Source organism: Pseudogemmobacter hezensis (assembly GCF_013155295.1).
GTDB lineage: Bacteria > Pseudomonadota > Alphaproteobacteria > Rhodobacterales > Rhodobacteraceae > Pseudogemmobacter > Pseudogemmobacter hezensis.
Map to the genome: position 1 here is coordinate 15,068 of NZ_JABJXT010000026.1, position 24,544 is coordinate 39,611.

The following is a 24,544-nucleotide window of genomic DNA, read 5'->3' on the forward strand; positions in this document are numbered from 1 at the left end:
GGGCAGGTTGCGGATGCAACCCCGATTGGGGGGTGTTGACGCCGATGCCGCTTTGGCAGCGGATTGACGACGCCCTGCATTCTCCCTTTATTCAGAGGTGGGGTGGATGTTCACAGAAGAAGACGGGCCGGGAATACCATGGCAGACAGGAAAGAGCTGCTTGCGCAAATGAGCGACAGATCCCGCGAAGTATTTCGTCGGGTGGTTGAGGGATATCTTGAAACCGGGGATCCGGTCGGTTCGCGCACGCTGACGCGCAGCCTGTCAGAGCAGGTCTCGGCGGCGACGATCCGCAATGTGATGCAGGATCTGGAACATCTGGGCCTATTGGACAGCCCGCATGTCTCGGCCGGTCGGGTGCCGACGCAGCAGGGTTTGCGGCTGTTTGTTGATGGTTTTCTGGAAATGGGAACCGTCGATCAGGCGGATCGCGCCCGAATTGACGCGACGATGCATGGCGATGACCACGATGTCAGCGCGGCGCTGGATCATGTTTCGGCGGCGCTGTCCTTTCTGACCGGCGGCGCAAGCATCGTGATGACGCCCAAGCATGAACAGGCGCCGATCCGGCATATCGAATTTGTCTCGCTTTCTTCTGATCGGGCGCTGGTGGTGCTGGTTTTCGCTGATGGCCAGGTCGAGAATCGCCTCTTCACGCCGCCGCCCGGGCAGACGCCGTCCTCGATGCGAGAGGCGGCGAATTTCCTGAACGCGATGGCTGAGGGGCGCACGCTGTCAGATCTCCGCCATCGGATCCGCAGCGAGATTGTGCAACGCAGGCAAGAGATTGACAGCCTGGCGCGTGATCTGGTCGAAAGCGGGCTGGCGGTCTGGGAAAATGCCGGGCTGACCTCTGAAAGGCTGATCGTGCGCGGGCGCGCAAACCTTTTGGAAACCTCTGGCGGCGAAGATGTGGACCGGATCCGCAGCCTTTTCGATGACCTGGAACGCAAACGCGATATTGCCGAATTTCTGGAATTGGCCGATGAGGGCGACGGGGTGCGCATCTTCATTGGCTCGGAAAACAAACTCTTTTCACTTTCGGGTTCAAGTCTGGTCGTTTCCCCCTATATGAACGCCGAGCGAAAGATTATCGGTGCCGTCGGCGTTATCGGGCCGACCCGGCTGAATTACGGGCGGGTGGTGCCGATTGTGGATTACACGGCGCAGCTTGTCGGGCGGATGGTATCCGGTCGCGGGCGGGGCTGAATTGAAACAGGTTGCGACCTGAAAGACTGAGGAGTTGTCATGGCGCAGAATGAGAATGGCGCAGCAGAGAATGGCGTGACTGGCGATCTGCCGGAATTCGAGGAATTCGCCGTCGATGAGCTGGAGGTCCTGCGCCAGGAGCGGGATGACTTCCGCGATAAGTTCATGCGGGCGCTGGCTGATGCGGAAAATTCCCGCAAACGCGCCGAGCGTGACCGCCGTGAGGCCGAGCAATATGGCGGCTCGCGTCTGGCACGAGACCTTTTGCCGGTTTACGACAACCTCAATCGTGCGCTTGCCGCGATCCCTGAAGAAAGCCGCGCCGCCTCGGCCGCGCTGATTGAGGGGGTTGAACTGACCCTGCGCGAGCTGTCGGGCGTGATGAAGCGTCATGGCGTCATTGCCCTGACCCCGGCAGTGGGCGATCAGTTCGATCCGCAGCTGCATGAGGCCATGTTCGAGGCCCCGCTGCCTGGCACCAAAGCAGGCCAGATTATCCAGGTCATGACCGAAGGTTTCATGCTGCATGACCGTCTGCTGCGCCCCGCGCAGGTTGGCGTTTCCTCAACGCCGGGCTGATATACGCCGCAGATGGCTGTCGGGCTTTACCCCGACAGCCATCTGCGCAGGAAACAGCGCAGGAAACAGCTTAGTCGAGCATCGACTTCAGCTCATAAAGCAAATTCAGGGCCCCGATCGGCGTCAGCTGGTCGGGGCTTGCTTCTTTCAGCCGTGCTTCGATCTTGCTTTCTTTTGCAGGTTTCGCTGCGACAGGGGGCGGGGATGATCGGAACAGCGGCAGATCGTCGATCAGCGCGGCCTGTTTGCTGCCCTGACGGTCGCCCTGTTCCAGCGCCTCAAGCACGCATTTCGCGCGTTCGATCACCGAGGGCGGCAGGCCCGCAAGGCGGGCAACCTGAACGCCATAGCTGCGATCAGCCGCGCCGCGCTTTACCTCATGCAGGAAAATCACGTCGCCTTCCCATTCGCGCACCGTAACCGTGGCGTTCTCGACACCGTCCAGCTTGGCCGAAAGCTGGGTCATTTCGTGGTAATGGGTGGCAAACAGCGCCCGGCAGCGATTGACCTCATGCAGATGCTCCAGCGTGGCCCAGGCGATGGAAAGCCCGTCCCAGGTGGCCGTGCCGCGGCCGATTTCGTCCAGGATCACCAGGGCACGGTCATCGGCCTGGTTCAGAATGGCGGCGGTTTCGACCATCTCGACCATAAAGGTCGAACGTCCCCGCGCCAGATCGTCCGAGGCCCCAACACGGCTGAAAAGCTGGCTGACCAGCCCGATATGCGCGGCGCGTGCGGGAACAAAGCTGCCGGCCTGCGCCAGCAGCGCGATCAGCGCGTTCTGGCGCAGGAATGTCGATTTGCCGGCCATGTTCGGGCCGGTCAGCAGCCAGATCGCGGGCGAGTTCCCGGTGGTCAGATCGCAGTCATTGGCGACGAAACTCTGCCCGCCCTGGCGGCGCAGCGCACGTTCAACCACCGGGTGGCGGCCAGCGGTGATCATGAAGGCGCGGCTTTGATCAACCTTCGGCTGGGTCCAGTCCCCCTCGGCGCTGAGATCGGCGAAAGCGGCACAAAGGTCAATCTCAGCCAGGGCGCGGGCGGCCAGACCAATGGGGCCCGACCAGTCAAGAATCGCGCGTTTCAGGCCTTCATAGTGACGTTTTTCAAGTTCCAGCGCGTGGTTGGAAGAGTTCAGGATCCGGGTTTCCAGATCGGAAAGCGCAACGGTGGTAAAGCGCACCTGGCCCGCCGTTGTCTGGCGATGGATGAACAGATCGGGATGGGCGCGAAGTTTGTCCTCATGGGTGGTGGTAACTTCAATAAAATAGCCCAAGACGTTGTTATGCTTGATTTTCAGCGCCGCAACGCCGGTATGTTCGGCATATTGCGCCTGCATAGAGGCGATGACGCCCCGGCCCTCGTCGCGCAGCTGGCGGGTCTCGTCCAGATCGCTGTCAAAGCCGCTGGCGATAAAGCCGCCGTCGCGGGCCAGCAAAGGCGGCTCTGCCACCAGCGCCTGATCCAGCAGATCGACCAGCGCATCATGACCCGTCAGTGCCCGGGCCGCCTCTGACAACAGTTCAGGGGCCGTTTGCAGCCGCTCGGCCAGGGTCAGGGCCTGGGTCAGCCCGGCGCGGATCGCGGTCAGATCGCGCGGGCCGCCCCGGTCCAGCGCCAGGCGCGAAAGGGCCCGATCCATGTCGGGAACGCCGCGCAAAGCGCTGCGCAGATCTTCCCGAAAACGGCTCTGTTCCAGCAGAAACTGCAAAGATTCGTGGCGTGAACTGATCACGGTAAGGTCGCAGGACGGGGATGAAAGCCGCCGTTCCAGCAACCTTGCGCCGGGGGCGGTGATGGTGCGGTCGATAGCCGCCAGCAAAGAGCCTTCGCGCCCGCCAGACAGGGCCTGGGTGATTTCCAGATTCCGCCGTGTCGAGGCGTCGATCTGCATCGCGCCGCCGGGGATCTCTTTCACGGGGGGGCGCAACAGCGGCAGGTTGCCGCGCTGCGTCAGATCCAGATAATCCAAAAGCCCGCCCATCGCGGCAATCTCGACCCGGGAAAAAGCGCCGAAGGCCTCAAGCGAGCCGACCTGCCAAAGGGCGCAAAGCCGCTTTTCCGCACCTGCGGAATCGAAACTGGCGCGGGCAAGTGGCGTCAGCGCCGTGCCGGAATCAGTCACCAGGCCTGCAGTTTCGGCCTCTTCCCCCTCTGGGATCAGCAGTTCGCGGGGCGAAAGCCGCGCAAGTTCCGGGCCAAGGCGCGGCAGTGGGCAGGGCATCACCCGAAACTCGCCTGTCGAGATATCGGCCCAGGCCAAAGCCGCCTCATCCCGCATAGCGACCCAGGCGGCCAGATAATTGTGGCGGCGGGCTTCAAGCAGCGAATCCTCGGTCAGGGTGCCGGGCGTCACCAGCCGCACCACGTCACGTTTGACCACCGATTTAGAGCCGCGCTTCTTCGCCTCGGCCGGGTCTTCCAGTTGTTCGGCGATGGCCACGCGAAAGCCTTTGCGGATCAGCGTCAGCAGATAGCCCTCAGCGGCGTGAAACGGCACGCCGCACATCGCAATCGGCTCGCCCTTGTGCATGCCGCGCTTTGTCAGCGCGATATCCAGCGCCTCGGATGCGGCAAGCGCATCATCGAAAAACATCTCGTAAAAGTCGCCCATCCGGTAAAACAGCAAAGCGCCCGGATTCTGCGCCTTGATTTCCAGATATTGCGCCATCATCGGCGTGACGGTTTCTTCAGACATGGTTCCCCCGCAGCTCTGGCGCGACCCTACAAAAACGCGGGGGCGGCGAAAAGGTCATCATCCGGTCTTTTCATTTCGTGCGCAAAAGGGCATGGATTGGCAACTTTAATTCGCAACATGGCCCACCGATGACCCGTTCCAGAACCACGCCCGAAGAAGCGCTTGCCTATCATTTTGAGCCGCGCCCGGGAAAATATGAGATCACAGCCTCAAAGCCGATGGCCACGCAGCGCGATCTGTCGCTGGCTTACAGCCCGGGCGTGGCCGTGCCCGTGCAGGCGATCGCGGATGCGCCTGAGACGGCATATGATTACACCGTGAAGGGCAATATGGTCGCGGTGATCTCGAACGGGACGGCCATTCTGGGCATGGGGAACCTGGGCGCGCTGGCGTCGAAGCCGGTGATGGAAGGGAAGGCGGTTCTCTTCAAGCGCTTCGCCGATGTGAATGCGATTGATATCGAGCTGGACACCGAGGACGCCGATGAGATCATCAAGGCGGTAAAGCTGATGTCGCCCACCTTCGGCGGGATCAACCTGGAAGATATCAAGGCGCCGGAATGCTTTATCATCGAGCAGCGGCTGAAAGAGATCTGCGATATTCCGGTGTTCCATGACGATCAGCATGGCACGGCGGTGATCTGCGCGGCGGGGCTGATCAACGCGCTGGAGATTTCGGGCAAGCAGATCCAGGACGTGAAAATCGTGCTGAACGGGGCAGGGGCGGCGGGCATCGCCTGTCTGGAGCTGTTGAAGAGCATGGGCGCGCGGCATGAGAATTGCATCATGTGCGACACCAAGGGTGTGATCTACCAGGGCCGGACTGAGGGCATGAACCAGTGGAAATCGGCCCATGCGGTGAGGACCGATGCCCGCAGCCTGGAAGAGGCGATGGTTGGTGCGGATGTGTTCCTGGGTGTCTCGGCCAGGGGCGCGGTGACGCCTGCGATGGTCGCCAGCATGGCGGAAAACCCGGTGATTTTCGCCATGGCGAACCCCGATCCCGAGATCACACCGGAAGAGGCGCATGCGGTTCGCGCCGATGCGATCGTGGCGACGGGGCGCTCGGACTATCCGAACCAGGTCAATAACGTGCTGGGCTTTCCCTATCTGTTCCGGGGGGCGCTGGATATCCACGCCCGCGCGATCAATGATGAGATGAAGATCGCCTGTGCCCAGGCGCTGGCGAAACTGGCGCGGGAAGATGTGCCCGATGAGGTCGCCATGGCCTATGGGCGCAAGCTGTCCTTCGGGCGCGATTACATCATCCCGACGCCCTTTGACCCGCGTCTGATCTATGTGGTGCCGCCCGCCGTGGCGAAGGCGGGGATGGATACCGGCGTTGCGCGGCGGCCCATTATCGACATGAAGGCCTATGAGGCCAGCCTGAAGGCGCGGATGGATCCGACCGCCTCGATTTTGCAGGGGTTGCATGCGCGGGCGCGGCAGGCCCAGGCGCGGATGATCTTCGCTGAGGGTGATGACCCGCGTGTTTTGCGGGCCGCTGTCGCCTGGCAGCGTTCCGGCCTTGGCAAATCGCTGGTGGTTGGCCGCGAGACTGACGTCCGTGAGAAGCTGGAAGCGGCGGGCCTGGGCGACGCGGTGCGCGAGCTGGAGGTGGTCAATGCTGCCAATTCGCGCCATCTCGATCAGTATAAAGACTTTCTTTACAAACGCCTGCAACGCCAGGGTCATGACCGCCAGGATATCCATCGGGTCGCGGCGCGGGATCGGCATGTCTTTGCCTCGCTGATGCTGGCGCATGGGCATGGCGACGGGCTGGTAACGGGGGCGACCCGCAAATCAGCGCATGTTCTGTCGCTGATCAACAACGTGTTCGATGCCAAAGCAGTTGATGGCGCGGTGGGGGTGACGGCGCTTTTGCACAAGGGACGCATCATCTTCATCACCGATACCCTGGTGCATGAATGGCCGGATGAGGAAGATCTGGCGACGATTGCCACCCGGGCCGCGGGCGTTGCCCGTTCAATGGGGGTGGATCCGCGGGTGGCATTTGTCAGTTTTTCAACCTTTGGCTATCCGGTGTCAGAGCGGGCGACCAAGATGCACCGCGCAGTTGATGTGCTGGATCGGCGCGGCGTCGATTTCGAATATGATGGCGAGATGACCGTCGATGTGGCGCTGAACAAGGACCAGATGGCGGCCTATCCTTTCTGCCGTCTGACCGGCCCGGCGAATATCCTGGTGGTGCCCGCACGGCATTCGGCCTCGATCTCGGTCAAGCTGATGCAGGAAATGGCGGGCGCCACGGTGATCGGGCCGATCCTTTCGGGGGTGAACAAGCCGATCCAGATCTGTTCCACCTCGGCCACCGTCAACGACATCCTGAATATGGCGGTCATGGCGGCCTGCAAGGTGGGGTGATGGCGGTCGATTTAGAAACGGCTCTGGCAGAGGCGTTGCCAGAGCTGCAGCACCTTCGGCGCAAGGTCTGGTTCAGGGTTGCCGGACTGGCTTTCGGGGCCTTCACGCTGATCTGGCTTTTGACGGATGAGCTGACCAGGTTCAGCCCTGGTGTGCCGGCTGTGCTGATGCTTCTCTTTGCTTTTATCGGCAGCGCCAGCCACTGGCTACGGCTGAAAAATGAGGCGGTTCTTTTACCAGCAGTCGGATCCGTCTTTGGGCTAACGCATCGAAAAAGAGATCTGAACTTTGTCGTCGACATTCCCCACCAGGTGCTGCCTGAGCAGGGCTGTCTGCGTCAAACGGACGATGTTTTCGCCGGAGAGGTCGCGGGCCACCACCTGCGCTTCGCCGAGATACGGACCGGGCGCAATAACTCTTCGCCGACCCATGGTGCGAACACCGTCTTCAAAGGCCTGGTGATTGATCTGAGCCTCGCCGGGCAGTCTCTGCCGCTGCTGGTTGTCAATAAACACTACGTGAAGCAGGGGCAGGAAAGCGGGATTGCAACTGTCGGCCTTGCCCTGTGCGAAAGCCACAGTCATTTTGGGGCGGAATACGGTCTCTGGGCCCTGGGGCAAGAACGCGAAGGCGAACGCCGCGATTTCCTGCGCAGGATTGTTGAGCTTGGCCCAAATATTTTCGGCACGCGGGCGTTTCTGGTTTCGGCCCTGCTGCGTGATCAGCGACTTTGGGTTTCGCTCAGCTATCGCCGCAACCTGTTCAGCGCGAGCGGGCTTTTCGCCGGACAGAAACGGATGATGGCGGATCTGCGTCAGGCGGCAAAAGAGATCGGCCTGGTGCTGCGCTTTGCCACTGAACTGCTGAAGGCAGAGCGGGGCCTTTCCGGTCCCGCCCTGCAAGTGGCATCTTAGCCTTTGTTTGCGACGCGCGCGTTGCGGGTGGCGATCAGGCGCAGGCGCAGCGCGTTCAGGCGGATGAAGCCCGCTGCGTCTTTCTGATCGTAAGCGCCGGCGTCTTCCTCAAAGGTCACGTGCTTTTCAGAGTAAAGCGAGTGATCGGACCAGCGTGCCACGGTGCGCGCCACGCCTTTGTAAAGCTTCAGCTTCACAGTGCCGGTGACATGCTCTTGCGTCTTGTCGATCAGGGCCTGCAGGGCCTCACGCTCGGGCGAGAACCAGAAGCCGTTATAGATCAGCTCGGCATAGCGCGGCATGATGCTGTCTTTCAGGTGGCCCGCGCCAGAATCCAGCGTGATCTGCTCGATGCCGCGATGGGCCTCCAGCAGGATGGTGCCGCCGGGGGTCTCATAGACGCCGCGCGACTTCATGCCGACGAAACGGTTTTCGACGAAATCCAGCAGACCGATGCCATGCTTGCCGCCCAGCTCATTCAGGCGGGTCAGGATGGTGGCGGGCGAAAGGGCCTCACCATTGATCGAGACGGCATCGCCGCGCTCGAAGCCGATTTCGATGAATTCGGGCGTATTCGGCGCATCTTCGACCGCGACGATACGCTGAGCCACGTAATCCGGGGCTTCTTCGGCCGGGTTTTCGAGGATCTTGCCCTCAGACGAGGTGTGCAAGAGGTTCGCATCGACCGAGAAGGGGGCCTCGCCGCGCTTGTCTTTGGCGATCGGGATCTGGTTCTTTTCGGCAAATTCCAGCAGGCTGGTGCGCGAGGACAGGTTCCATTCCCGCCAGGGCGCGATCACCCGGATCGAGGGATCCAGCGCCGCGACGCCCAGCTCGAACCGGACCTGATCATTGCCCTTGCCGGTTGCGCCATGGGCGGTTGCATCGGCGCCGGTCGCCTGCGCGATCTCGACCAGGTGCTTTGCGATCAGCGGACGCGCGATCGAGGTGCCCAGCAGATAGAGCCCCTCATAGACCGCATTGGCGCGGAACATCGGGAAAACGAAGTCGCGCACAAATTCCTCGCGCAGGTCGAGGATGTGGATATTCTCTGGCTTGATCCCCAGCAAAAGCGCCTTTTGGCGTGCGGGTTCAAGCTCTTCGCCCTGGCCCAGATCGGCGGTGAAGGTCACCACCTCGCAGCCGTATTCGGTCTGCAGCCATTTGAGGATGATCGAAGTGTCGAGGCCGCCCGAATAGGCAAGCACGACTTTGCTGGGCTTTTTCATGGGAAGGCTCCATCGCCGGTTTCGCCCGCGATTACCGGGAAACCTGATAAAGGGCAAGTCAGGCGGCAATGTGATTGACAGGACTGCAGCAAGAGTGCCCCTGTCATACATGATTTTTTGTTGGAAAGGTGCCTCATGGTCTGGCGTATTTTTGTTCACTCGGTTCGTCAGGTTTTTGGCAATCTTCCCGGGGTTCTGCGGGTCTCGGCGGTGCTGATGATTATTCAGATCGCGGCGCAGCTCTACTTTTTCCACTCAAATCCGGAGCTGGCGATGCTGGGCATGGATCCGGACAGCGTCGATCTGGATGCGGCGTTCGACACCCTTATGAGTGCCAACTACTTCATTGTGATCCTGGTGCAGTCGGTCTGCTATCTGTGGATAATGGTCGGCTGGCATCGCTATGTGCTGCTGAACGAGACTGCTTCATTCGTTCCGACATTCCGGCCTGGTCGGATGGTTGTCTATTTCGGCGTCTCTTTGATGTATGTGGTTTTGACGCTTATTCTGGCGGCGCTCATGTATCTCATACTCAGGCTTAGCGCGCCGATACTGGCCTCGATCATCGGAAATATCAGCATGAATTCCGCCATGATGTTAGGCATCATTCTGATAGTTCTGGCTTTTTTGCCCGTGCTTGTTGTGATGATGCGGCTTTCGGTCGGCCTGCCAGGTGTCGCATTGGGGGCTGGTGTTTCCCCCTTCATCGGCTGGGAGGCGACGAAGGGGCGCAGCATGACCATCGTTGGACTGATCGTGATGCTTGGCGGCCTTGGCTACCTTGAAGGGGCGATCAGCACTGCCTTGTTTGGAGACGATATCTTCAGCCCCCAGGCCCTGCTGGTTGGCGCCGTTCTGAACTGGGTTACCGTGATGCTGAGCGCGTCGGTTCTGACCACGCTTTATGGTGTCTTTGTTGAACGGCGCGAGCTGGTCTGATCTTGCACAAAGCGGCAAATCGGTTCATGCCCATGGCATGACCGGATTTGCCCTCGCCGCCAGAGCCGCCACGCGCGAATTGCGCCAGCTGTTCCCCGAAACCCCGCTGCTGCGCAACGAGCATCTCTCGTCGCGTTATGGTGCCGATATCTGGCTGAAGCGTGAGGATCTGACGCCGGTGCGCAGCTATAAGCTGCGCGGTGCCTTTAACGCGATGCGCAAGATCCGGGCGGAAAAGCCCGATCAGATGAATTTCGTCTGCGCCAGCGCGGGAAATCACGCGCAGGGGGTGGCCTTTGCCTGTCGCCATTTCGCGGTGAACGGCACCATCTTTATGCCGGTGACCACGCCGCAGCAAAAAATCGACAAGACCCGGACCTTTGGCGGCCCGAATGTCGAAATCGTTCTGACCGGCGACTATTTTGACCAGACGCTTGCAGCGGCTCAGGCCTTTTGTGCTGAACGCGGGGCGCATTTTCTGGCGCCATTTGACGATCCCGATGTGATCGAGGGGCAGGCCAGCGTCGGTGTCGAGCTTTTGGAGCAGTTGGGCCGCATGCCCGATCTGGTGATTTTGCCGGTTGGCGGGGGCGGCCTGGCGGCGGGTGTGACCACCTATCTGAACGAGGTCTCGCCCCAGACCGCATTTCGCTATGTCGAGCCGCTTGGCGGCGCCTGCCTTGCCGAGGCGGTTCGCCATGGCGGGCCGCAAAAACTGGCCAAAGTGAACAGCTTCGTAGATGGGGCCGCGGTTGCGAGGCTGGGGCAGCTGACCTGGGAGCGGCTGAAACATGTCCAGCCCGGGCAGGTCTTGCTGGCGCCCGAGGATCGCGTCTGCATCACAATGCTTGAGATGCTGAATGTCGAAGGCATCGTGCTGGAGCCGGCAGGCGCGCTTTCGATTGATGTTTTGCCCGAGCTGGCGGATGAAATTCGCGGTAAAACCGTGGTCTGCGTTACTTCGGGCAGCAATTTTGACTTTGAGCGCCTGCCCGAGGTCAAAGAGCGTGCCCAAAGATATGCCGGAATGAAGAAGTACTTCATCCTGCGCATGCCGCAGAGGCCAGGTGCCCTGCGCGAGTTTCTGTCGATGCTTGGGCCTGATGACGACGTTACCCGTTTTGAGTATATGAAGAAATCGGCGCGGAATTTTGGCTCGATCCTGATAGGGATTGAGACAAAGGCGCCCGATGGCTTTGCTGCCTTTACGGGGCGGATGGATGAGGCGGGCTTCTCCTATCGTGACATCACCGATGATGATGCGCTGGCCGAGTTCCTGATCTGATCGCCGGGGCTTCGTGCCGCTGGGTTTGCCTTGCGCTTCTCTGCGCTCATGTCTCCGGCCCGCCGTCGAGCGCGGCCTGAAAAGCCTGTTTCGATGCCTCATAAACGGCGATGAATGCGCGTGGTTCAAGCGGAACGACGCGGCCACAGGCATTGCAGCGCTCGGCATCCTGGCAAAGCTCTGCCAGGGTTGCGAGACCCAGATTTAGGGCACACCCCTTAAGAGAGTGCAGATCTGCGGCCAGATCGGGCCCGGCCCGCGCCTTAGAAATGCGGCCGATGATGACATCGGTTTCCTCAAGAAAAAGACGGACGATGATGGCGAGATCCTCATCCCCGATCTCCTCAAGCAATTCCTGCATTCGGGCCAGGTCGATCAGGTGGTCGTAATCAGGCACGGATTCGCACGCGGTGTGACAAGGCGAAGGGGGCGCGGCCGTCGATGCGGCGGCTATATTCGTGCCAGAAGCTGAAAGGGTCAGATCCATCGGGTCGTCCTGTTGACGCTGCGTCGGCTGCGGTTCCGAACAGTCTGGACCTGTGGGCCTTAATATAAGGTAACCGACGGCAAAAAAGCATCCGGCCCTCGCCGTGGGTCGCGCGGAATTTTTTCGCCCGTCTGTTCACCGGGGATTAACCCCTAAGCGCGAAAGCTGACCCATGGCAGCCAGGGTGCGACGTGGAACAAAGACCGATATCTACAGGTGATTCGCGGCGGGTTCAGTCCGGTGCCGGGGATCCTGTGCCTGTCGTTCTGGTCGTGGATGACAGCCGGGCGCAGCGCAAACTCTCTGCGATGTATCTGCGGCGCTGGGGATATGCTGTGGCTGAGGCGGCCAGCGCGCCAGAGGCGCTGGAAATCTGCGCCAGAGAAAACGTCGATATGGTGATTTCTGACTGGATGATGCCAGGTATGACCGGTGTCGAGTTTTGCCGCCGTTACCGCGAGATTCCGCGCGATATTTACGGCTATTTCATCCTTGTAACCTCAAAATCCGATAAGGCAGAGGTGGCTCGCGGGCTTGAGGCGGGGGCCGATGACTTCCTGACAAAGCCCTTCAGCTCTGATGAGCTGCGGGCCCGTCTGCGTGCGGGTCAGCGCATCCAGGCCATGCAGGCAGAGTTGATTGGCAAAAATCAGATGGTGCGTGAGACGCTGGAAGAGCTGCAAAGGCTCTATGATGGCCTGGACCGTGATCTGATAGAGGCGCGAAAGCTGCAAAACACCCTGTTGCGTGAGCGGTTTCGGGTCTTTGGCCGTGCGCGGGTTTCCATGCTGATCCGGACGGCGGGTCGTATCGGCGGCGATATGGTGGGTTGTTTTCGACTGGATTCCCGGCGCATCGCGCTTTGGTCGGTAGATGTTTCAGGGCATGGGGTGGCATCGGCGATGATGACGGCGCGGTTGGCAGGCTATCTGTCAGACGGTTCGCCCGAGCAGAACATAGCCTTTACACGAGACCAGGCCGGACAAAGGCGCATCCGCAGCCCGGCAGAGCTGGCGGCCGAATTTAACCGTCTTATGCTGGATGAGCTGCAGGTTGAGCAATATTTCACGCTGATCTACGCAGATTTTGATGAAATATCTGGTGATCTTTGCTTCGTTCAGGCGGGGCACCCGCATCCATTGGTCCTGCGCAAGCCGGGGGCAACAGAGAGAATTGGCGATGGTGGCATGCCCATTGGTCTGGTTGAGGGCGCTGAATATGAGGAAGTCAGACTAAAACTGTCTCCTGGAGACCGCCTTTTCCTGATGTCGGATGGTATCACCGAATGTCTGGGGGCGAATGGTGAAGAGTTGGGCGAAGAGGGGGCAGAGGCCCTGCTGCGCGGCCTGCTTCATCTGGGATCACGTGATTTGCTGGACAGTCTGGTTGAAGAGCTGGCGCGATTTGCGGGGACTGACCGATTTGCAGATGATATTTCGGGCCTTGTTCTGGACTTCCAGCCTTCCGGCAGCGCGGATCATGAAGATGCTGATGCCAGGAGGCTTTCATGACGGCTGATGAAATCGCGCCGTACCTCTGCGGGGGGCCGCAGCCGGATCTCCATCGTATGGCGCAGTGTCGGATCGGGGCGACCGAAAAAGCGATCGGCCTCGGCTTCGGAAAAACCGGCGATTTGCACAGCCTCGAGCCAGGCCGAAACATTGTCGGCCAGTTTGATCTGCTTTTTTATGGCGGGGGGCAGCGTTGTGGGCAGGCCAAACCGCAAGTGGATTGCCGCGCTGAGCCTGGCGTCAAGCTCTCCATAGCCTGGACCTACAGCAGCTTTGACCGGGCTGATCATATCGCCAATCACATATTCCGGGGCGTCATGCAGCAGGGCGGCCAGCTGCCACCTTGCGGGGATTTCTGGATTTGCGCGTGAAAACAAAGCCTCGACCAACAGTGAATGCTCGGCCACTGAATAGGGCCAGTCGCCATGTGTCTGGCCATTCCACCTTGCGACAAAGGCCAGCCCATGGGCGATGTCCCCAATCTCGATATCCATCGGGGTCGGGTCAAGAAGGTCAAGGCGGCGCCCCGACAGCATCCTTTGCCAGGCGCGAGACTGTTTTGGTGCCATTTACGCCCTCATTGCCCAATGCCACATCGCTTTTGCGGCAGGCCCGGCTTTGCGGCAGGCCCTGGTGGCGCTTATTGCCCGTTTCTGCCGTGAATGGTAAGGGGGGCGCAACCAGGATCAGGAGAGAAGAATGGCAACGGATTATATCGTCAGGGATATCGGCCTTGCAGATTTCGGTCGCAAGGAACTCATCATCGCTGAGACCGAGATGCCGGGGCTGATGTCCTGCCGCGAAGAATTCGGCCCGTCGCAGCCGCTGAAGGGCGCGCGGATCGCCGGGTCGCTGCATATGACGATCCAGACCGGCGTGCTGATCGAAACGCTGAAGGCACTTGGCGCGGATGTGCGTTGGGCGTCTTGCAACATCTTCTCGACCCAGGATCACGCGGCAGCTGCGATTGCCGCCACCGGAACCCCGGTTTTCGCCATCAAAGGCGAAAGCCTCGAAGAATACTGGGAATATACCGATAAAATTTTCCAGTTCGGCGGCGAGGGCGGCACCTGCAACATGATCCTCGACGATGGCGGCGATGCGACGCTTTACATCCTGATCGGTGCCCGTGTTGAGGCCGGCGAAAAGGATCTGATCGAGAATCCTGGCTCGGAAGAGGAAATCTGCCTCTTCAATCAGATCAAAAAGCGCCTGGCAGCCAGCCCGGGCTGGTTCACCAAACAACGCGCTGAGATCAAAGGCGTGTCTGAGGAAACCACCACCGGCGTGCACCGCCTTTATGATCTGCACAAAAAGGGCCAGCTGCCCTTCCCGGCGATCAACGTCAATGACTCGGTTACCAAGTCGAAATTCGACAATAAATATGGCTGTAAAGAGAGCCTGGTCGACGGTATCCGCCGCGCGACTGACACCATGCTGGCCGGTAAGGTCGCGGTGGTTTGCGGCTATGGCGATGTTGGCAAAGGCTCGGCCGCGTCGCTGCTGGGCGCGGGGGCCCGCGTCAAAGTGACCGAGATCGATCCGATCTGCGCATTGCAGGCCGCGATGGACGGGTTCGAGGTCTGCACGCTGGAAGATGCGGTCGAAACCGCTGACGTGTTCATCACCACGACCGGCAACAAAGACGTCATCCGGCTGGAGCATATGCACCGGATGAAAGACATGGCCATCGTCGGCAATATCGGCCATTTCGACAATGAAATCCAGGTGGCCAGCCTGAAGAATCACAAATGGACCAATATCAAGGACCAGGTGGATATGATCGAAATGCCCTCGGGCGCACGGATCATCCTTCTGTCTGAGGGCCGTCTGCTGAACCTGGGCAATGCCACCGGCCACCCCTCTTTCGTGATGTCGGCCAGCTTTACCAACCAGACCCTTGCCCAGATTGAGCTGTGGACCAAAGGTTCTGACTATCAGCCTGGCGTCTATATCCTGCCGAAATCGCTGGATGAAAAAGTTGCCCGCCTGCATCTGAAGAAGATTGGCGTTCGCCTGACCGAACTGAAGGCTGATCAGGCGGCCTATATCGGTGTCAGCGTCGAAGGCCCCTATAAGGCAGAGCATTACCGCTACTGATCCGTCACACCCTGTGACCCGGAAGCCCCGTCTCACTCTGAGGCGGGGCTTTGTTTTTTCCCCATTGCCGTTTGAAACTGACGGCCTAAACTCTGCCCCGGCCCTGCATTGGCGGGGGATTTACAGACAATAGCGAGGAAAGCTATGGGCAAGCGCGACGAACTGATCGCCAAATACGCGGACGATCTTAAGAACAAATGCGGTGTTACGCCGGATATGGACCTTCTGACCAAGGTCACCATCGGCTGTGGCCCGACCATTTACAATGCAGACAGCTCGACCGTCGCCGCATCGGATGAGGCAGAGCTGGAGACTGTGAAGAACAATTTCCTGATCAAGAAACTGGGTCTCGCGGATAGCCCTGCGCTGCGCGAAGGTATCGACGCCGCAATCGAGACCTATGGCAAGTCTGAGCGCAACAAGTATCGCGCTGTTTTCTACTACCTGCTGGTCAAGCATTTCGGCAAAGAAGCCGTCTACGCCTGAGGGTGGGCCCGGCTGGGGATTGTACCCGGATCAATCGGGCAGATTGTCATTTTGTGAAAGCCGCGTCATGGTGACGCGGCTTTCTGTTTCCTGCAGGTCGAAATGTCCCCCAATCCCCAAACTCAGCCCTCTGCCGAGGGCGTCTCAGGCACGAGCGCTGTCGAAAGCACCGTGGTGCCGGTGGTTCTTGCCGTTTCCATGGGGCATCTGCTGAATGATCTGATGCAGAGCCTGATCCCGGCCTCTTTTCCGCTGTTTGAGCAGAAATTTGCGCTGAATTTTACGCAAATTGGCCTGATTACACTGGTTTTCCAGGGCACAGGGTCGATCCTGCAGCCGCTGATCGGCTATTATACCGACAAGCGGCCGATGCCTTATGCCCTGTCGGCGGGCATGTTTTCGACCGGGGTCGGCCTGGTCGCGCTGGCTCATGCCACAAGTTTTGCGATGATCCTGATGGCGGTGGCGCTGGTGGGGCTGGGCTCGGCGATTTTCCATCCGGAAAGCTCGCGGATTGCGCGGCTGGCGGCGGGGATGCGCCCGGGCTTCGCACAAAGCCTGTTCCAGGTGGGCGGCAATGCGGGCACGGCGCTTGGGCCTTTGGCGGCGGCGTTTGTCGTTATGTCGCAGGGGCAGCTGTCGATCCAGCTGTTTGCCGGGGTTGCACTGGCGGGCATGTTGCTGCTGGCGGCGGTCGGTCGCTGGTATACGCAGGTTGGTGCCGGGCGGCTGGTCGCACGAAAATCACGGCTGAAATCGGTGGTGCCGCTGCCGCCCCAGGTGGTGCGGCGCGGGATGTTTCTGCTGATCCTGCTGATGATGTCGAAATTCATCTATTCGGTCAGCTTCTCCAGCTATTACACCTTTTACCTGATGGAGCAGTTCAAACTGCAGGCCGAAGAGGCGCAAATTTGCCTCTTTATCTTCCTGTCTGCGGTCGCTGCGGGAACCATCATCGGCGGCCCGATTGGCGACCGGATCGGACGGCGCAAAGTGATCCTGTGGTCAATTTTCGGCATCCTGCCGCTGACGATGATCCTGCCCTGGCTACCACTGATCCCGAATGTGATTGTGGCCTCGGTCGCGGGGCTGATGCTGGCTTCTGCTTTTCCGGCCATGGTGGTCTATGCCCAGGATCTGATGCCGCAAAACACCGGGATGGTTGCCGGGCTGCTGTTCGGCCTGGCCTTTGGTATCGCGGCGATTGGCGCGGCGGGGCTGGGGGTTCTGGCAGATAGCCTTGGGATCGTGGCGGTTTACAAGATTTGCGCCTTCCTGCCTGCGATAGGCGTGGTGGCGATTTTCCTGCCAAATCCGCGTGTTACCAACTGAATCAAAAAATTTAAGCTAAATGAGAGGCGCTTCTGCTTTGGCAGGGGCGCCTTTTTCTGTCACTGTGATTCAGTCGGGGCAGAAGCCCGGGACCTTAATTTCAACACGTGCGGGGGTGCATGTGGGGTGGAAGGAGGGTCCCGTAGGGGTGCGGGGCCCTCCTGTTTTTATCAGGGATCCACGCCGCCAAGGGCGCAGATAAAGGCCCATTCCTCTGGGCTGACCGGCTGCACTGACAGGCGGGTATTGTTTACCAGCACCATCTTTTCCAGCTCTGGGATGATTTTGGCCTCTTCCAGGGTTATGCGCCGCTTCAGCGGTTCCACCGCTTTGATCCAGACGCAATCCCAGCGGGGGTCATCGGTGGTGCTGTCGGGGCTGCTTTCGCGGCAAACCTCGACAATGCCGACCATCTCTTTCCCGATATTCGAGTGGTAGAAAAAGCCGCGGTCGCCGATCTTCATCGCCCGCATATTGTTGCGGGCCTGATAGTTGCGCACGCCGTTCCACTCTTCGCCGACCTCGCCTTTGGCGACCTGCTGATCCCAGGACCAGGTGTCGGGCTCGGATTTGAAAAGCCAGTAGTTCATCCGACGACCTTCTTCCACTCGCGGATGGTGACGTCGGCGAACAGCCCGGCTTTTGCATAGGGGTCTGCCGCCGCCCAGGCCTGGGCCTGATCCAGAGTGTCGACGGTCAGGATCACCAGGCTGCCGATCATCGCGCCATCTGCGTCCAGAAACGGGCCGGCCATCTCGACGATCCCGGTCTCGGCGATATAGGCCAGATGGGCGTCGCGGTTGGCCTTGCGGGTTTCCAGATGGCCAGGCTTATCGATGCAAATCAGGGCTGCGCGCATTATTCACTCCTGTTTCAGGGGGCGCGACATCAGCTCTCTGACTGCCTCGCCCAGGGTTGTTTCTCCGGCGACCAGCCGCGCCACCATGGCGGTAACGGGCATGTCGATGTTCTTTTCCCGCGCCAGTCGCGTCGCGGCCTGGGCCGTGGCGACGCCCTCGACGGTTGCCTCGGGGGCCGTTTTCCCCTGGCCAAGCGCCAGCCCATGCGAGAAATTCCGCGACTGGCCAGAGCTGCAGGTCAGGATCAGGTCGCCCAGGCCCGACAGCCCGGCCAGCGTTTCAGACCTTGCGCCCAGGGCCATCGCCAGCCGGGTCATCTCGGCATAGCCACGGGTGATCAGCGCGGCTCGGGCAGACTCGCCAAAACCCGCCCCGACCACCAGGCCCGCCGCAATCGCAATCACGTTTTTCAGCGCCCCGCCCAGCTGCGCCCCGATCACGTCATCGCTGCGATAAAGCCGCAGCGTGGCAGTCGACAGCAGATGCTGCAGCGCCTCGGCGCGGGGGCAATCACAGGCCAGGGTCAGCGCGGTTGGCAGACCGCGTGCAATATCGGCGGCAAAGCTGGGCCCGGTCAGAACCGCTTTTGCGCCCTGCGCCTCGGCGGCCGCCATAACTTCGGTCGGGCCCTGCAGCGTGGTCAGGTCGATCCCTTTCGAGCAGGCGACCAGATCTGCGCCCAGCAATTCCGGCTGCTGCGCCAGAAACCCACGCATCGCCTGCATGGGCATGGCCAGCAAAACAACGCCCGTTTTGGCAAGATCAGAGACGTTTTCGGTGATCGTAATGCGCTCTGGCAGCGTGACGCCAGGCAGTCTTGGGGCCAGGCGGCTGTCGCGCATCTGCTGGCGGGCCTCCGCGTCGCGGGCCCATAGCTGCACTTGCCGCCCATCGGCTGCCAGGGTGACGGCCAGCGCCGTTCCGAATGCGCCTGCGCCTGCAATGCCGATCATGCCTTGGCCCCCCGTTTGCCCGAGCCCAGCATAGGCGCGGCGCTTTCATCCAGGGGCCAGCGCGATCTTGCGCTTAGGGCGCTGTCGTCGCGGTGCCCGGCAAGGTAACGCTCGATCCCGGCCCAGGCGATCATCGCGCCATTATCGGTGCAAAGGCGCAGGGGAGGGGCCAGAAAGCGGGCCCCCGCCTCGGCACAAACAGTCTCTAACATGGCGCGAATGGCCTGATTTGCGGCAACTCCGCCTGCCACGGCCAGGACGGGGGCCGGAAACAGTTGCAGGGCCCGGCGGGTTTTCTCGGCCAGCACAGAGGCTACGGCCAGCTGAAAGCCTGCGCAAAGATCACGGCGGTCCTGCAGCATCAGCCCGCCTTTCTCAGTGATAATCGCATCGCGGGCCCGCAGGACGGCGGTCTTCAGCCCTGAGAATGACAGATCGCAGCCTGGCCGATCCAGCAGCGGGCGGGGAAAGCGGAAACGTTTCGCATCGCCCAGGGCTGCCTCACGCTCGACATGGGGGCCGCCGGGCTGGGGCAGGCCCAGCAGTTTGGCGATTTTGTCGAAGGCCTCGCCCGGCGCATCGTCGATGGTCGAGCCAAGGCGACGATAGCTTTCCGGCCCTTCCACCGCCAGGAACTGGCAGTGACCGCCAGAGACCAGAAGCATCAGATAGGGATATTCGATGCCGTCGGTCAGCCGCGGCGTCAGCGCATGTCCGGCCAGATGGTTCACCGCCACCAGCGGCAGGCCCGATGCCTGGCTGAGGCCGCGCGCCAGCATCATGCCCGACAAAAGCCCGCCAATCAGCCCCGGGCCTGCGGTCACTGCGATGCCGTCCAGATCGGCCAGCGTCAGATTGGCCTCGCGCAGCGCGGCCTCAACGGCGAAATCCAGGCGCTCGGCATGGGCGCGGGCGGCGATTTCGGGAACCACGCCGCCAAAGGGGGCATGCAGACTGGCCTGGCCTTCAACGATCGAGGACAGGATCTCTGCCGCGCCCGAGGCATTGCGCCGCACAACTGCGGCGGCGGTATCGTCGCAGCTGGATTCAATTCCAAGAAAGAGCGTCGTTTCTGCCATTTCTGTCTGCCGCGTCCCAATATCGCCTGACGTAGTATAGCCCGCCCCGGTATCGTAGCCCCGGTATCATCTGCTTGTGGCGCTACCCCTCTCGCAGGTAGCATTCGCGCAGACCCGAGACAATGCCGGAGGCCGCGCGAATGGCCCAGATGACGCCGCAGCCCTGGCTGCTGAATATCAGGCCAGAGCCCCAGGCCAGCCGCTTCGCCGCCGGGCTGGCGGCGCGATATGGCGCGGCGCTGCCGGTGATCACCTCGCCTTTGATGCAGACTGTGTTCCTGTCGCCCCTGCTGCCGCCGGATCACTTTGCGGCATTGGTGCTGACCTCTGAGGCGGGCGCGATGGCAGCGGCGGGCTTGCGCAGGGCGGGGGCTGTATTGCCGGACCTGGCGTTCTGCGTCGGTGATCGCACCGCAGAAATCGCAAAAATTGCAGTAACAGAGACTGTTTCTGCAAAAGGTGACGCGCGTGATCTATTGGCTTTGTTGGCCGGGCGCGCAGAGGATCCGCTGCTTTATCTGCATGGCGAGGACCGCGCCGCCGATCTGGGCGTAGCTCTTGCCCCGGGCGGGCGACGGGTGGTCTCTGTCGTGGCCTATCGCCAGCAAGAGATGCCGCTGAACCCGGCAGCGACTGCCGCCCTGACCTGGGAATCGCCCCTGATCGTGCCGCTTTTCTCGCCCCGTTCGGCGCGGCTTTTTCTGCGGGCGGTTGCAGGCCAGGGGCTGGATCATATCAATCCGGTTGTTATCAGCGAGAATACCCGCGCCGTTTTGCCTGAAATGCTGGCAAAGCGGGCCCTGATTGCCGACAGGCCGGATGGTCCGTCGATGCTGGCGGCGATTGCCCGCCTTGTTCCGCCCCCTTTGCCTTGAACAGGGGTGGGACGGGCGCGTAGTCTGGGGCAAAGGCGGTGCCGCCAGCTGTAACGATCCCGGCCGCTTGCAGTTCGGCGCCAAAATTTTTGACGGAGTGACGCTCGATGGCAGACGAAAACAAGCCCCCCCGGCAAGATGCGCCCGCCGAGGATGCGCCGGGTCAAGACGTGCCGGGTCAGAACGTGCTTGTCCAGGAGGGCATCGCAGAGCCACCGCAATCCGACGCCGCAGAGGCGGGGGCCGCCAGTGGCCCGACCATCGCCCCGACGCCCGCGCCACGTCGTGCCAGATCGGGGGCGGCGATTTTCGGCGGTACCATTCTGGGCACCGGGCTTGCTGCGGCAATCGGTTTTGCGGTCTCGCATTTCAACCTGTTGGGGCTGCGCAATGATGCTGGCTTTGACGCGCTGACGGATCGGCTGGCGGTTGTCGAGACACAGATTCGTCAGGCCGAAGAGGCGGCTTCCGCCGCTGATAAAGAGGCAATCGGCGCGGCAAATGCAGCGCTGAAAGAGGCGCAAACGGCCAGCGCAGCACTTTCAGCGCAGGATCAGAAGCTGGGAACCCTGTCTGCGCAGCTGCAAAAGCTGGGCCAGGTGGTCGATGCCCAGGCGGCGGCTTTGCCGGATGGCTCGATCCCGCCCGCCGCTTTTGCGGCGCTGCGGGCAGAGGTTGACGCGCTGAAATCGGCGCCTGCTGCCGGGGCCGACCCCGAGGCCTTGCGCCAGCAGATCAACGCCGAACTGGATGCGCGCGCGGCCCAGGTCGCCGCCGCCGCCGAAAAAGAGGCAGAGGCCACCCGCCAGGCCGCCGTGCAGGAGGCCGCCCTGATCACCCTGCGTGAGGCGGTGCGAAACGGCCTGCCCTATAGCGATGCGCTGGCGGCTTTGGGCGCAAGTGACGTGCCCGAAAGCCTGGCGCAGCATGCCGAAACCGGGCTGCCCAGTGCCGCAGACCTGGCGCAAAGCTTCCCTGATGCGGCCCGCGCCGCGCTTGAGGCCTCTTTGCGGGGCGAGGTGTCCGGCGGGTTGGGGGACCAGGCGCTGTCACTTTTGCGCATCGGCACCGGGGCGAGGTCGCTGACACCGCAAGAGGGCACAGACCCGGACGCCGTGCTTTCGCGGGCCGAGGCCGCCGCCCAGGCCGGGGATCTGGCGGCTGCATTAACTGAATTGCAGGGGTTGCCCCCCGAAGGTCTGGCGGAAATGCAGGCCTGGATCGGGCAGGCGCAGAGCCGCATTGATGCCGAAGCGGCGCTTGCCGCGCTGAAGCCGTAAGGAGGGCAAGATGCTCTGGTCGCTTACCAAGATCGCTGTTTTTCTGGGGCTGGTCGCTGGGCTGGCCTTCTTTGCGGGGCATTTCTCGGAACAGGGCGGGCTTGTCCGGCTCTGGGCCTTTGATCAGGAATTCACGCTGGGCCCGGTTGCAGCGGTGATCGCGCTGCTGGCGCTGGTGCTGATCGTCTGGCTGGGGCTGAAGCTGGTCGGCTTTGTCTTTGCGGCGCTGCGTTTTCTGAATGGCGATGAGACCGCGATCAGCCGCTATTTTGATCGCAACCGCGAGCGCAGGGGCTATGCGGCGCTGTCAGATGGTCTGATCGCGCTGGCCTCGGGCGAGCCGAATACCGCGCTGGCCCGCGCCCGCACCGCCGAGCGTCTCTTGCAAAAGCCCGAGCTGACCCGCCTTCTGACCGCCCAGGCTGCCGAGGCCGCGGGCGACAGCCGCGCCGCGACTGAGGCCTGGAAAAGCCTGTTGAGCGATGAGCAGACGCGCTTTGTCGCGGTGCGCGGGTTGATGCGCCAGAAGCTGGCCGCCGGTGATACTGCAACCGCGATGAAGCTGGCCGCTCAGGCGCTGACGCTGAAGCCAAAGCACAGCGAGACCCAGGATTTGCTTTTGAAGCTGCAGGCCGAGGGCGGCGACTGGAAGGGCGCCCGCGATACGCTGTCGCAAAAGCTGCGCTCGGGGGCGCTGCCGCGCTCGGTCTATCGGCGCCGCGATGCGTTGCTGGCCTTGCAAGAGGCAAAGGTGGTGCTGGACGAGGGGGCCTCGATCGAGGCCCGTGAGGCGGCGATAGAGGCGAACCGCCTTTCGCCGGATCTGATCCCTGCGGCGGTGATCGCGGCCCATGCGCTTTTGGAAAAAGATGACCGCAAGGGCGCGACAAGGGTGCTGAAAAAGGCCTGGGAGGCGCAGCCCCACCCCGATCTGGCGGCGGCCTTCGCGGCGATTGAGCCCGATGAAAGCCCTGAGGCAAGGCTGAAACGCTTCCGCAGCCTGCTGGGCAAAACGGCGGGCCAGGAAGAGACCCGGCTGACCGAGGCGGAACTTTTGCTGGCGGTTGAGGATTTTCGCGGTGCCAAAGAGGCGCTTGGCCCGTTGCCCGAAACCCATCCAACGCAGCGTGCGCTGGCGATCCTGGCCGCAGCCGAGCGTGGACTTGGCGCGCCCGATGATGAGGTCCGCCACATCCTGTCGCAGGCGCTGACAGCCTCGCGCGGGCCGGAATGGGTCTGTGACAAATGCGGCGCGGTTCATGGGCAATGGGTGCCGATCTGTGCGTCCTGCAGCGGGTTTGACACGCTTTCCTGGCGCGAACCCGAGGCAATGCGCACCAGCCGCCCCGCAAGCGATACCGATCTGGCGCCGCTTTTGTTTGCTGCCAGCGGCCCGGTAGCGCCTGTGGAAATCGCATCGGTGGATGGGGCGGCGGATGAGGTGTTGCAGCTTGCCGCAGAAGAGGCCGAGGTGATCGTGTCGCCGCCTGACGCTGAACCAAAGCCCGCAGACGAGGGGCCTGATGCGATCACTCCGGACGAAATTCTGCGTCGGGCGACCTGACATTGCAAATTGGGGCTACACAGCGGGCGGATCAGGTGGTATCAGCCACACCGGATCCGGCAGCGCCCGGAACCAGGCCGCTGTAGCTCAGCTGGTAGAGCACGTCATTCGTAATGATGGGGTCGGGGGTTCGAGTCCCTTCAGCGGCACCAGTTATCTTACTGGAATACCAGCACAAAATGGCCGTCCTTCGGGGCGGCCTTTTGCTTTGGCAAGGCTATGGAAGCACGGCGGAACCAGTTCAGAAACGAAGCCAGCCGGGGCCTGATCGCGAACATGTGAAGCCTGCGAGGTGACTGCCCGGTCAGAGAAAGGCGAAGCCGCGTCCCTCATAGGGCGATGGCGTCACCTCATTGGCGATGATTCTGCCAACCGCCATTGCGGCCGCAACCGCTCCGTCGATCCTTCCTCGCGCCTTCGCCTTGGTGAACTTCTCATTCTCGTGGGCATCCTTCTCGCCCACCACGTTCCCGAAGCACATCCGCAGAAGCGGACTGCCGCCATGACGGAAATGCCCGGACAGGATCGCCCGCTTCAGCTCTTTTACCGGGGCCGACATCGAGGCCATCCCCTGGCCGAGCTGGTTCACTGACCTGCCCCCCGGAAGTTCCCTCGCCGTGATGTAGAGTCTGCCCAACCTGAGAAGGAGCAGGCGACATGAGGAAAAGCCGTTTCACCGAGGCGCAAATCATCGGGATGATCAAAGAGCAGGAGGCAGGTTTGCCGACCTCCGAGCTCTGCCGGAAGCACGGCTTGAGCCCCGCGACCTATTACAAGCTT

General features: G+C 61.6%; 23 protein-coding genes and 1 tRNA gene. 15 read left to right on the plus strand and 9 right to left on the minus strand.

The genetic code is table 11. The annotated features are described in order from the left end of the window. Window positions 1-138 precede the first annotated feature (138 nt). Entirely contained in the window at window positions 139-1,209 is a 1,071-nt protein-coding gene (hrcA, locus tag HOY34_RS19465; protein WP_172365956.1) for a heat-inducible transcriptional repressor HrcA, read from the plus strand. Window positions 1,210-1,248: 39 nt separating this feature from the next. Next, window positions 1,249-1,788 (plus strand): nucleotide exchange factor GrpE, encoded by a 540-nt coding sequence (locus HOY34_RS19470; RefSeq protein WP_172365958.1) that lies wholly within the window; start codon window positions 1,249-1,251, stop codon window positions 1,786-1,788. 70 nt (window positions 1,789-1,858) lie between these two features. On the opposite strand, the gene mutS is transcribed toward HOY34_RS19470, so the two are convergent. After that, on the minus strand, window positions 1,859-4,486 hold the full coding sequence (mutS, locus tag HOY34_RS19475; protein WP_172365960.1) for a DNA mismatch repair protein MutS: 2,628 nt from the start codon (window positions 4,484-4,486) through the stop codon (window positions 1,859-1,861). Between the two features lie 128 nt (window positions 4,487-4,614). Between mutS and HOY34_RS19480 the strand changes: the two genes are divergently transcribed. Both HOY34_RS19480 and HOY34_RS19485 read left to right on the plus strand, forming a co-directional pair. After that, window positions 4,615-6,870, plus strand: coding sequence for an NADP-dependent malic enzyme (locus HOY34_RS19480; protein ID WP_172365962.1), 2,256 nt, complete (start codon window positions 4,615-4,617; stop codon window positions 6,868-6,870). A 119-nt stretch (window positions 6,871-6,989) separates the two neighbouring features. Beyond that, complete coding sequence (locus tag HOY34_RS19485) at window positions 6,990-7,784, plus strand: hypothetical protein (RefSeq protein WP_172365964.1); 795 nt, start codon at window positions 6,990-6,992, stop codon at window positions 7,782-7,784. Here the strand turns inward: HOY34_RS19485 and HOY34_RS19490 are convergent. Next, a complete protein-coding gene (locus HOY34_RS19490; protein ID WP_172365966.1) occupies window positions 7,781-9,013 on the minus strand; it encodes an argininosuccinate synthase in 1,233 nt (410 codons plus the stop codon). The genes HOY34_RS19485 and HOY34_RS19490 overlap by 4 nt on opposite strands. 135 nt (window positions 9,014-9,148) lie before the next feature. Between HOY34_RS19490 and HOY34_RS19495 the strand changes: the two genes are divergently transcribed. Then, entirely contained in the window at window positions 9,149-9,952 is an 804-nt protein-coding gene (locus HOY34_RS19495; protein WP_172365968.1) for a hypothetical protein, read from the plus strand. A 37-nt stretch (window positions 9,953-9,989) separates the two neighbouring features. Next, entirely contained in the window at window positions 9,990-11,237 is a 1,248-nt protein-coding gene (gene ilvA, locus HOY34_RS19500; protein WP_172365996.1) for a threonine ammonia-lyase IlvA, read from the plus strand. A gap of 46 nt (window positions 11,238-11,283) precedes the next feature. Here ilvA and HOY34_RS19505 read toward each other — a convergent pair whose 3' ends face one another. Beyond that, a complete protein-coding gene (locus HOY34_RS19505) occupies window positions 11,284-11,724 on the minus strand; it encodes an Hpt domain-containing protein (RefSeq protein ID WP_253944563.1) in 441 nt (146 codons plus the stop codon). Window positions 11,725-11,978: 254 nt separating this feature from the next. Between HOY34_RS19505 and HOY34_RS19510 the strand changes: the two genes are divergently transcribed. Beyond that, on the plus strand, window positions 11,979-13,235 hold the full coding sequence (locus HOY34_RS19510; protein ID WP_366926986.1) for a PP2C family protein-serine/threonine phosphatase: 1,257 nt from the start codon (window positions 11,979-11,981) through the stop codon (window positions 13,233-13,235). Here HOY34_RS19510 and HOY34_RS19515 read toward each other — a convergent pair. Next, window positions 13,202-13,804 (minus strand): HD family hydrolase, encoded by a 603-nt coding sequence (locus HOY34_RS19515; protein WP_172365969.1) that lies wholly within the window; start codon window positions 13,802-13,804, stop codon window positions 13,202-13,204. The two genes, HOY34_RS19510 and HOY34_RS19515, sit on opposite strands and share 34 nt — an antisense overlap. A gap of 130 nt (window positions 13,805-13,934) precedes the next feature. Between HOY34_RS19515 and ahcY the strand changes: the two genes are divergently transcribed. The 3 genes from ahcY (at window position 13,935) to HOY34_RS19530 (ending at window position 17,153) form a co-directional block, all read left to right on the plus strand. Beyond that, on the plus strand, window positions 13,935-15,335 hold the full coding sequence (gene ahcY / locus HOY34_RS19520) for an adenosylhomocysteinase (RefSeq protein WP_172365971.1): 1,401 nt from the start codon (window positions 13,935-13,937) through the stop codon (window positions 15,333-15,335). 144 nt (window positions 15,336-15,479) lie between these two features. Further along, the gene (locus HOY34_RS19525) at window positions 15,480-15,821 is read left to right on the plus strand and encodes a DUF2853 family protein (protein ID WP_172365973.1); all 342 of its coding nucleotides are present in this window, start codon (window positions 15,480-15,482) and stop codon (window positions 15,819-15,821) included. 102 nt (window positions 15,822-15,923) lie between these two features. Then, complete coding sequence (locus tag HOY34_RS19530; RefSeq protein ID WP_172365975.1) at window positions 15,924-17,153, plus strand: MFS transporter; 1,230 nt, start codon at window positions 15,924-15,926, stop codon at window positions 17,151-17,153. Between the two features lie 170 nt (window positions 17,154-17,323). Here the strand turns inward: HOY34_RS19530 and HOY34_RS19535 are convergent, their stop codons facing one another. Genes HOY34_RS19535 through tsaD form a run of 4 tightly spaced genes read right to left on the minus strand, consistent with a single transcriptional unit; the run spans window position 17,324 to window position 20,045 of the window. Further along, complete coding sequence (locus HOY34_RS19535; RefSeq protein ID WP_172365977.1) at window positions 17,324-17,743, minus strand: EVE domain-containing protein; 420 nt, start codon at window positions 17,741-17,743, stop codon at window positions 17,324-17,326. Then, a complete protein-coding gene (locus HOY34_RS19540; protein ID WP_172365979.1) occupies window positions 17,740-18,012 on the minus strand; it encodes a YciI family protein in 273 nt (90 codons plus the stop codon). The genes HOY34_RS19535 and HOY34_RS19540 overlap by 4 nt, the downstream gene beginning before the upstream one ends. Before the next feature lie 3 nt (window positions 18,013-18,015). Continuing rightward, a complete protein-coding gene (locus HOY34_RS19545; protein ID WP_172365980.1) occupies window positions 18,016-18,966 on the minus strand; it encodes an NAD(P)H-dependent glycerol-3-phosphate dehydrogenase in 951 nt (316 codons plus the stop codon). Beyond that, window positions 18,963-20,045 carry a tRNA (adenosine(37)-N6)-threonylcarbamoyltransferase complex transferase subunit TsaD gene (gene tsaD / locus HOY34_RS19550; protein WP_172365982.1) on the minus strand — a complete coding sequence of 361 codons (1,083 nt, stop codon included), beginning with the start codon at window positions 20,043-20,045 and terminating at the stop codon, window positions 18,963-18,965. The genes HOY34_RS19545 and tsaD overlap by 4 nt, the downstream gene beginning before the upstream one ends. Window positions 20,046-20,185: 140 nt before the next feature. Here tsaD and HOY34_RS19555 point away from each other — a divergent pair, with 140 nt between their 5' ends. The 4 genes from HOY34_RS19555 to HOY34_RS19570 all read left to right on the plus strand — a co-directional run bounded on the left by HOY34_RS19555 (window position 20,186) and on the right by HOY34_RS19570 (window position 23,916). Further along, complete coding sequence (locus tag HOY34_RS19555) at window positions 20,186-20,920, plus strand: uroporphyrinogen-III synthase (protein ID WP_172365984.1); 735 nt, start codon at window positions 20,186-20,188, stop codon at window positions 20,918-20,920. A gap of 107 nt (window positions 20,921-21,027) precedes the next feature. Next, entirely contained in the window at window positions 21,028-22,200 is a 1,173-nt protein-coding gene (locus tag HOY34_RS19560; RefSeq protein ID WP_172365986.1) for a COG4223 family protein, read from the plus strand. A gap of 10 nt (window positions 22,201-22,210) precedes the next feature. Continuing rightward, on the plus strand, window positions 22,211-23,764 hold the full coding sequence (locus tag HOY34_RS19565; RefSeq protein WP_172365988.1) for a heme biosynthesis protein HemY: 1,554 nt from the start codon (window positions 22,211-22,213) through the stop codon (window positions 23,762-23,764). A 76-nt stretch (window positions 23,765-23,840) separates the two neighbouring features. Continuing rightward, window positions 23,841-23,916 (plus strand) — tRNA-Thr (locus HOY34_RS19570). A gap of 152 nt (window positions 23,917-24,068) precedes the next feature. Here the strand turns inward: HOY34_RS19570 and HOY34_RS19575 are convergent. Continuing rightward, window positions 24,069-24,353, minus strand: coding sequence for a terminase TerL endonuclease subunit (locus HOY34_RS19575; RefSeq protein ID WP_172365990.1), 285 nt, complete (start codon window positions 24,351-24,353; stop codon window positions 24,069-24,071). 68 nt (window positions 24,354-24,421) lie between these two features. Between HOY34_RS19575 and HOY34_RS19580 the strand changes: the two genes are divergently transcribed. Next, window positions 24,422-24,544 (plus strand): transposase (locus HOY34_RS19580; RefSeq protein ID WP_172365822.1); only part of this gene is annotated, 123 nt, incomplete at its 3' end.

Coding starts and splice junctions, on each gene's coding strand:
- hrcA (WP_172365956.1), top strand. CDS start 139: ATGGCAGACAGGAAAGAGCTGCTTGCGCAAATGAGCGACAGATCCCGC.
- HOY34_RS19470 (WP_172365958.1), top strand. CDS start 1,249: ATGGCGCAGAATGAGAATGGCGCAGCAGAGAATGGCGTGACTGGCGAT.
- mutS (WP_172365960.1), bottom strand. CDS start 4,486: ATGTCTGAAGAAACCGTCACGCCGATGATGGCGCAATATCTGGAAATC.
- HOY34_RS19480 (WP_172365962.1), top strand. CDS start 4,615: ATGACCCGTTCCAGAACCACGCCCGAAGAAGCGCTTGCCTATCATTTT.
- HOY34_RS19490 (WP_172365966.1), bottom strand. CDS start 9,013: ATGAAAAAGCCCAGCAAAGTCGTGCTTGCCTATTCGGGCGGCCTCGAC.
- HOY34_RS19495 (WP_172365968.1), top strand. CDS start 9,149: ATGGTCTGGCGTATTTTTGTTCACTCGGTTCGTCAGGTTTTTGGCAAT.
- ilvA (WP_172365996.1), top strand. CDS start 9,990: ATGACCGGATTTGCCCTCGCCGCCAGAGCCGCCACGCGCGAATTGCGC.
- HOY34_RS19505 (WP_253944563.1), bottom strand. CDS start 11,724: ATGGATCTGACCCTTTCAGCTTCTGGCACGAATATAGCCGCCGCATCG.
- HOY34_RS19515 (WP_172365969.1), bottom strand. CDS start 13,804: ATGGCACCAAAACAGTCTCGCGCCTGGCAAAGGATGCTGTCGGGGCGC.
- ahcY (WP_172365971.1), top strand. CDS start 13,935: ATGGCAACGGATTATATCGTCAGGGATATCGGCCTTGCAGATTTCGGT.
- HOY34_RS19525 (WP_172365973.1), top strand. CDS start 15,480: ATGGGCAAGCGCGACGAACTGATCGCCAAATACGCGGACGATCTTAAG.
- HOY34_RS19530 (WP_172365975.1), top strand. CDS start 15,924: ATGTCCCCCAATCCCCAAACTCAGCCCTCTGCCGAGGGCGTCTCAGGC.
- HOY34_RS19535 (WP_172365977.1), bottom strand. CDS start 17,743: ATGAACTACTGGCTTTTCAAATCCGAGCCCGACACCTGGTCCTGGGAT.
- HOY34_RS19540 (WP_172365979.1), bottom strand. CDS start 18,012: ATGCGCGCAGCCCTGATTTGCATCGATAAGCCTGGCCATCTGGAAACC.
- HOY34_RS19545 (WP_172365980.1), bottom strand. CDS start 18,966: ATGATCGGCATTGCAGGCGCAGGCGCATTCGGAACGGCGCTGGCCGTC.
- tsaD (WP_172365982.1), bottom strand. CDS start 20,045: ATGGCAGAAACGACGCTCTTTCTTGGAATTGAATCCAGCTGCGACGAT.
- HOY34_RS19555 (WP_172365984.1), top strand. CDS start 20,186: ATGGCCCAGATGACGCCGCAGCCCTGGCTGCTGAATATCAGGCCAGAG.
- HOY34_RS19560 (WP_172365986.1), top strand. CDS start 21,028: ATGGCAGACGAAAACAAGCCCCCCCGGCAAGATGCGCCCGCCGAGGAT.
- HOY34_RS19565 (WP_172365988.1), top strand. CDS start 22,211: ATGCTCTGGTCGCTTACCAAGATCGCTGTTTTTCTGGGGCTGGTCGCT.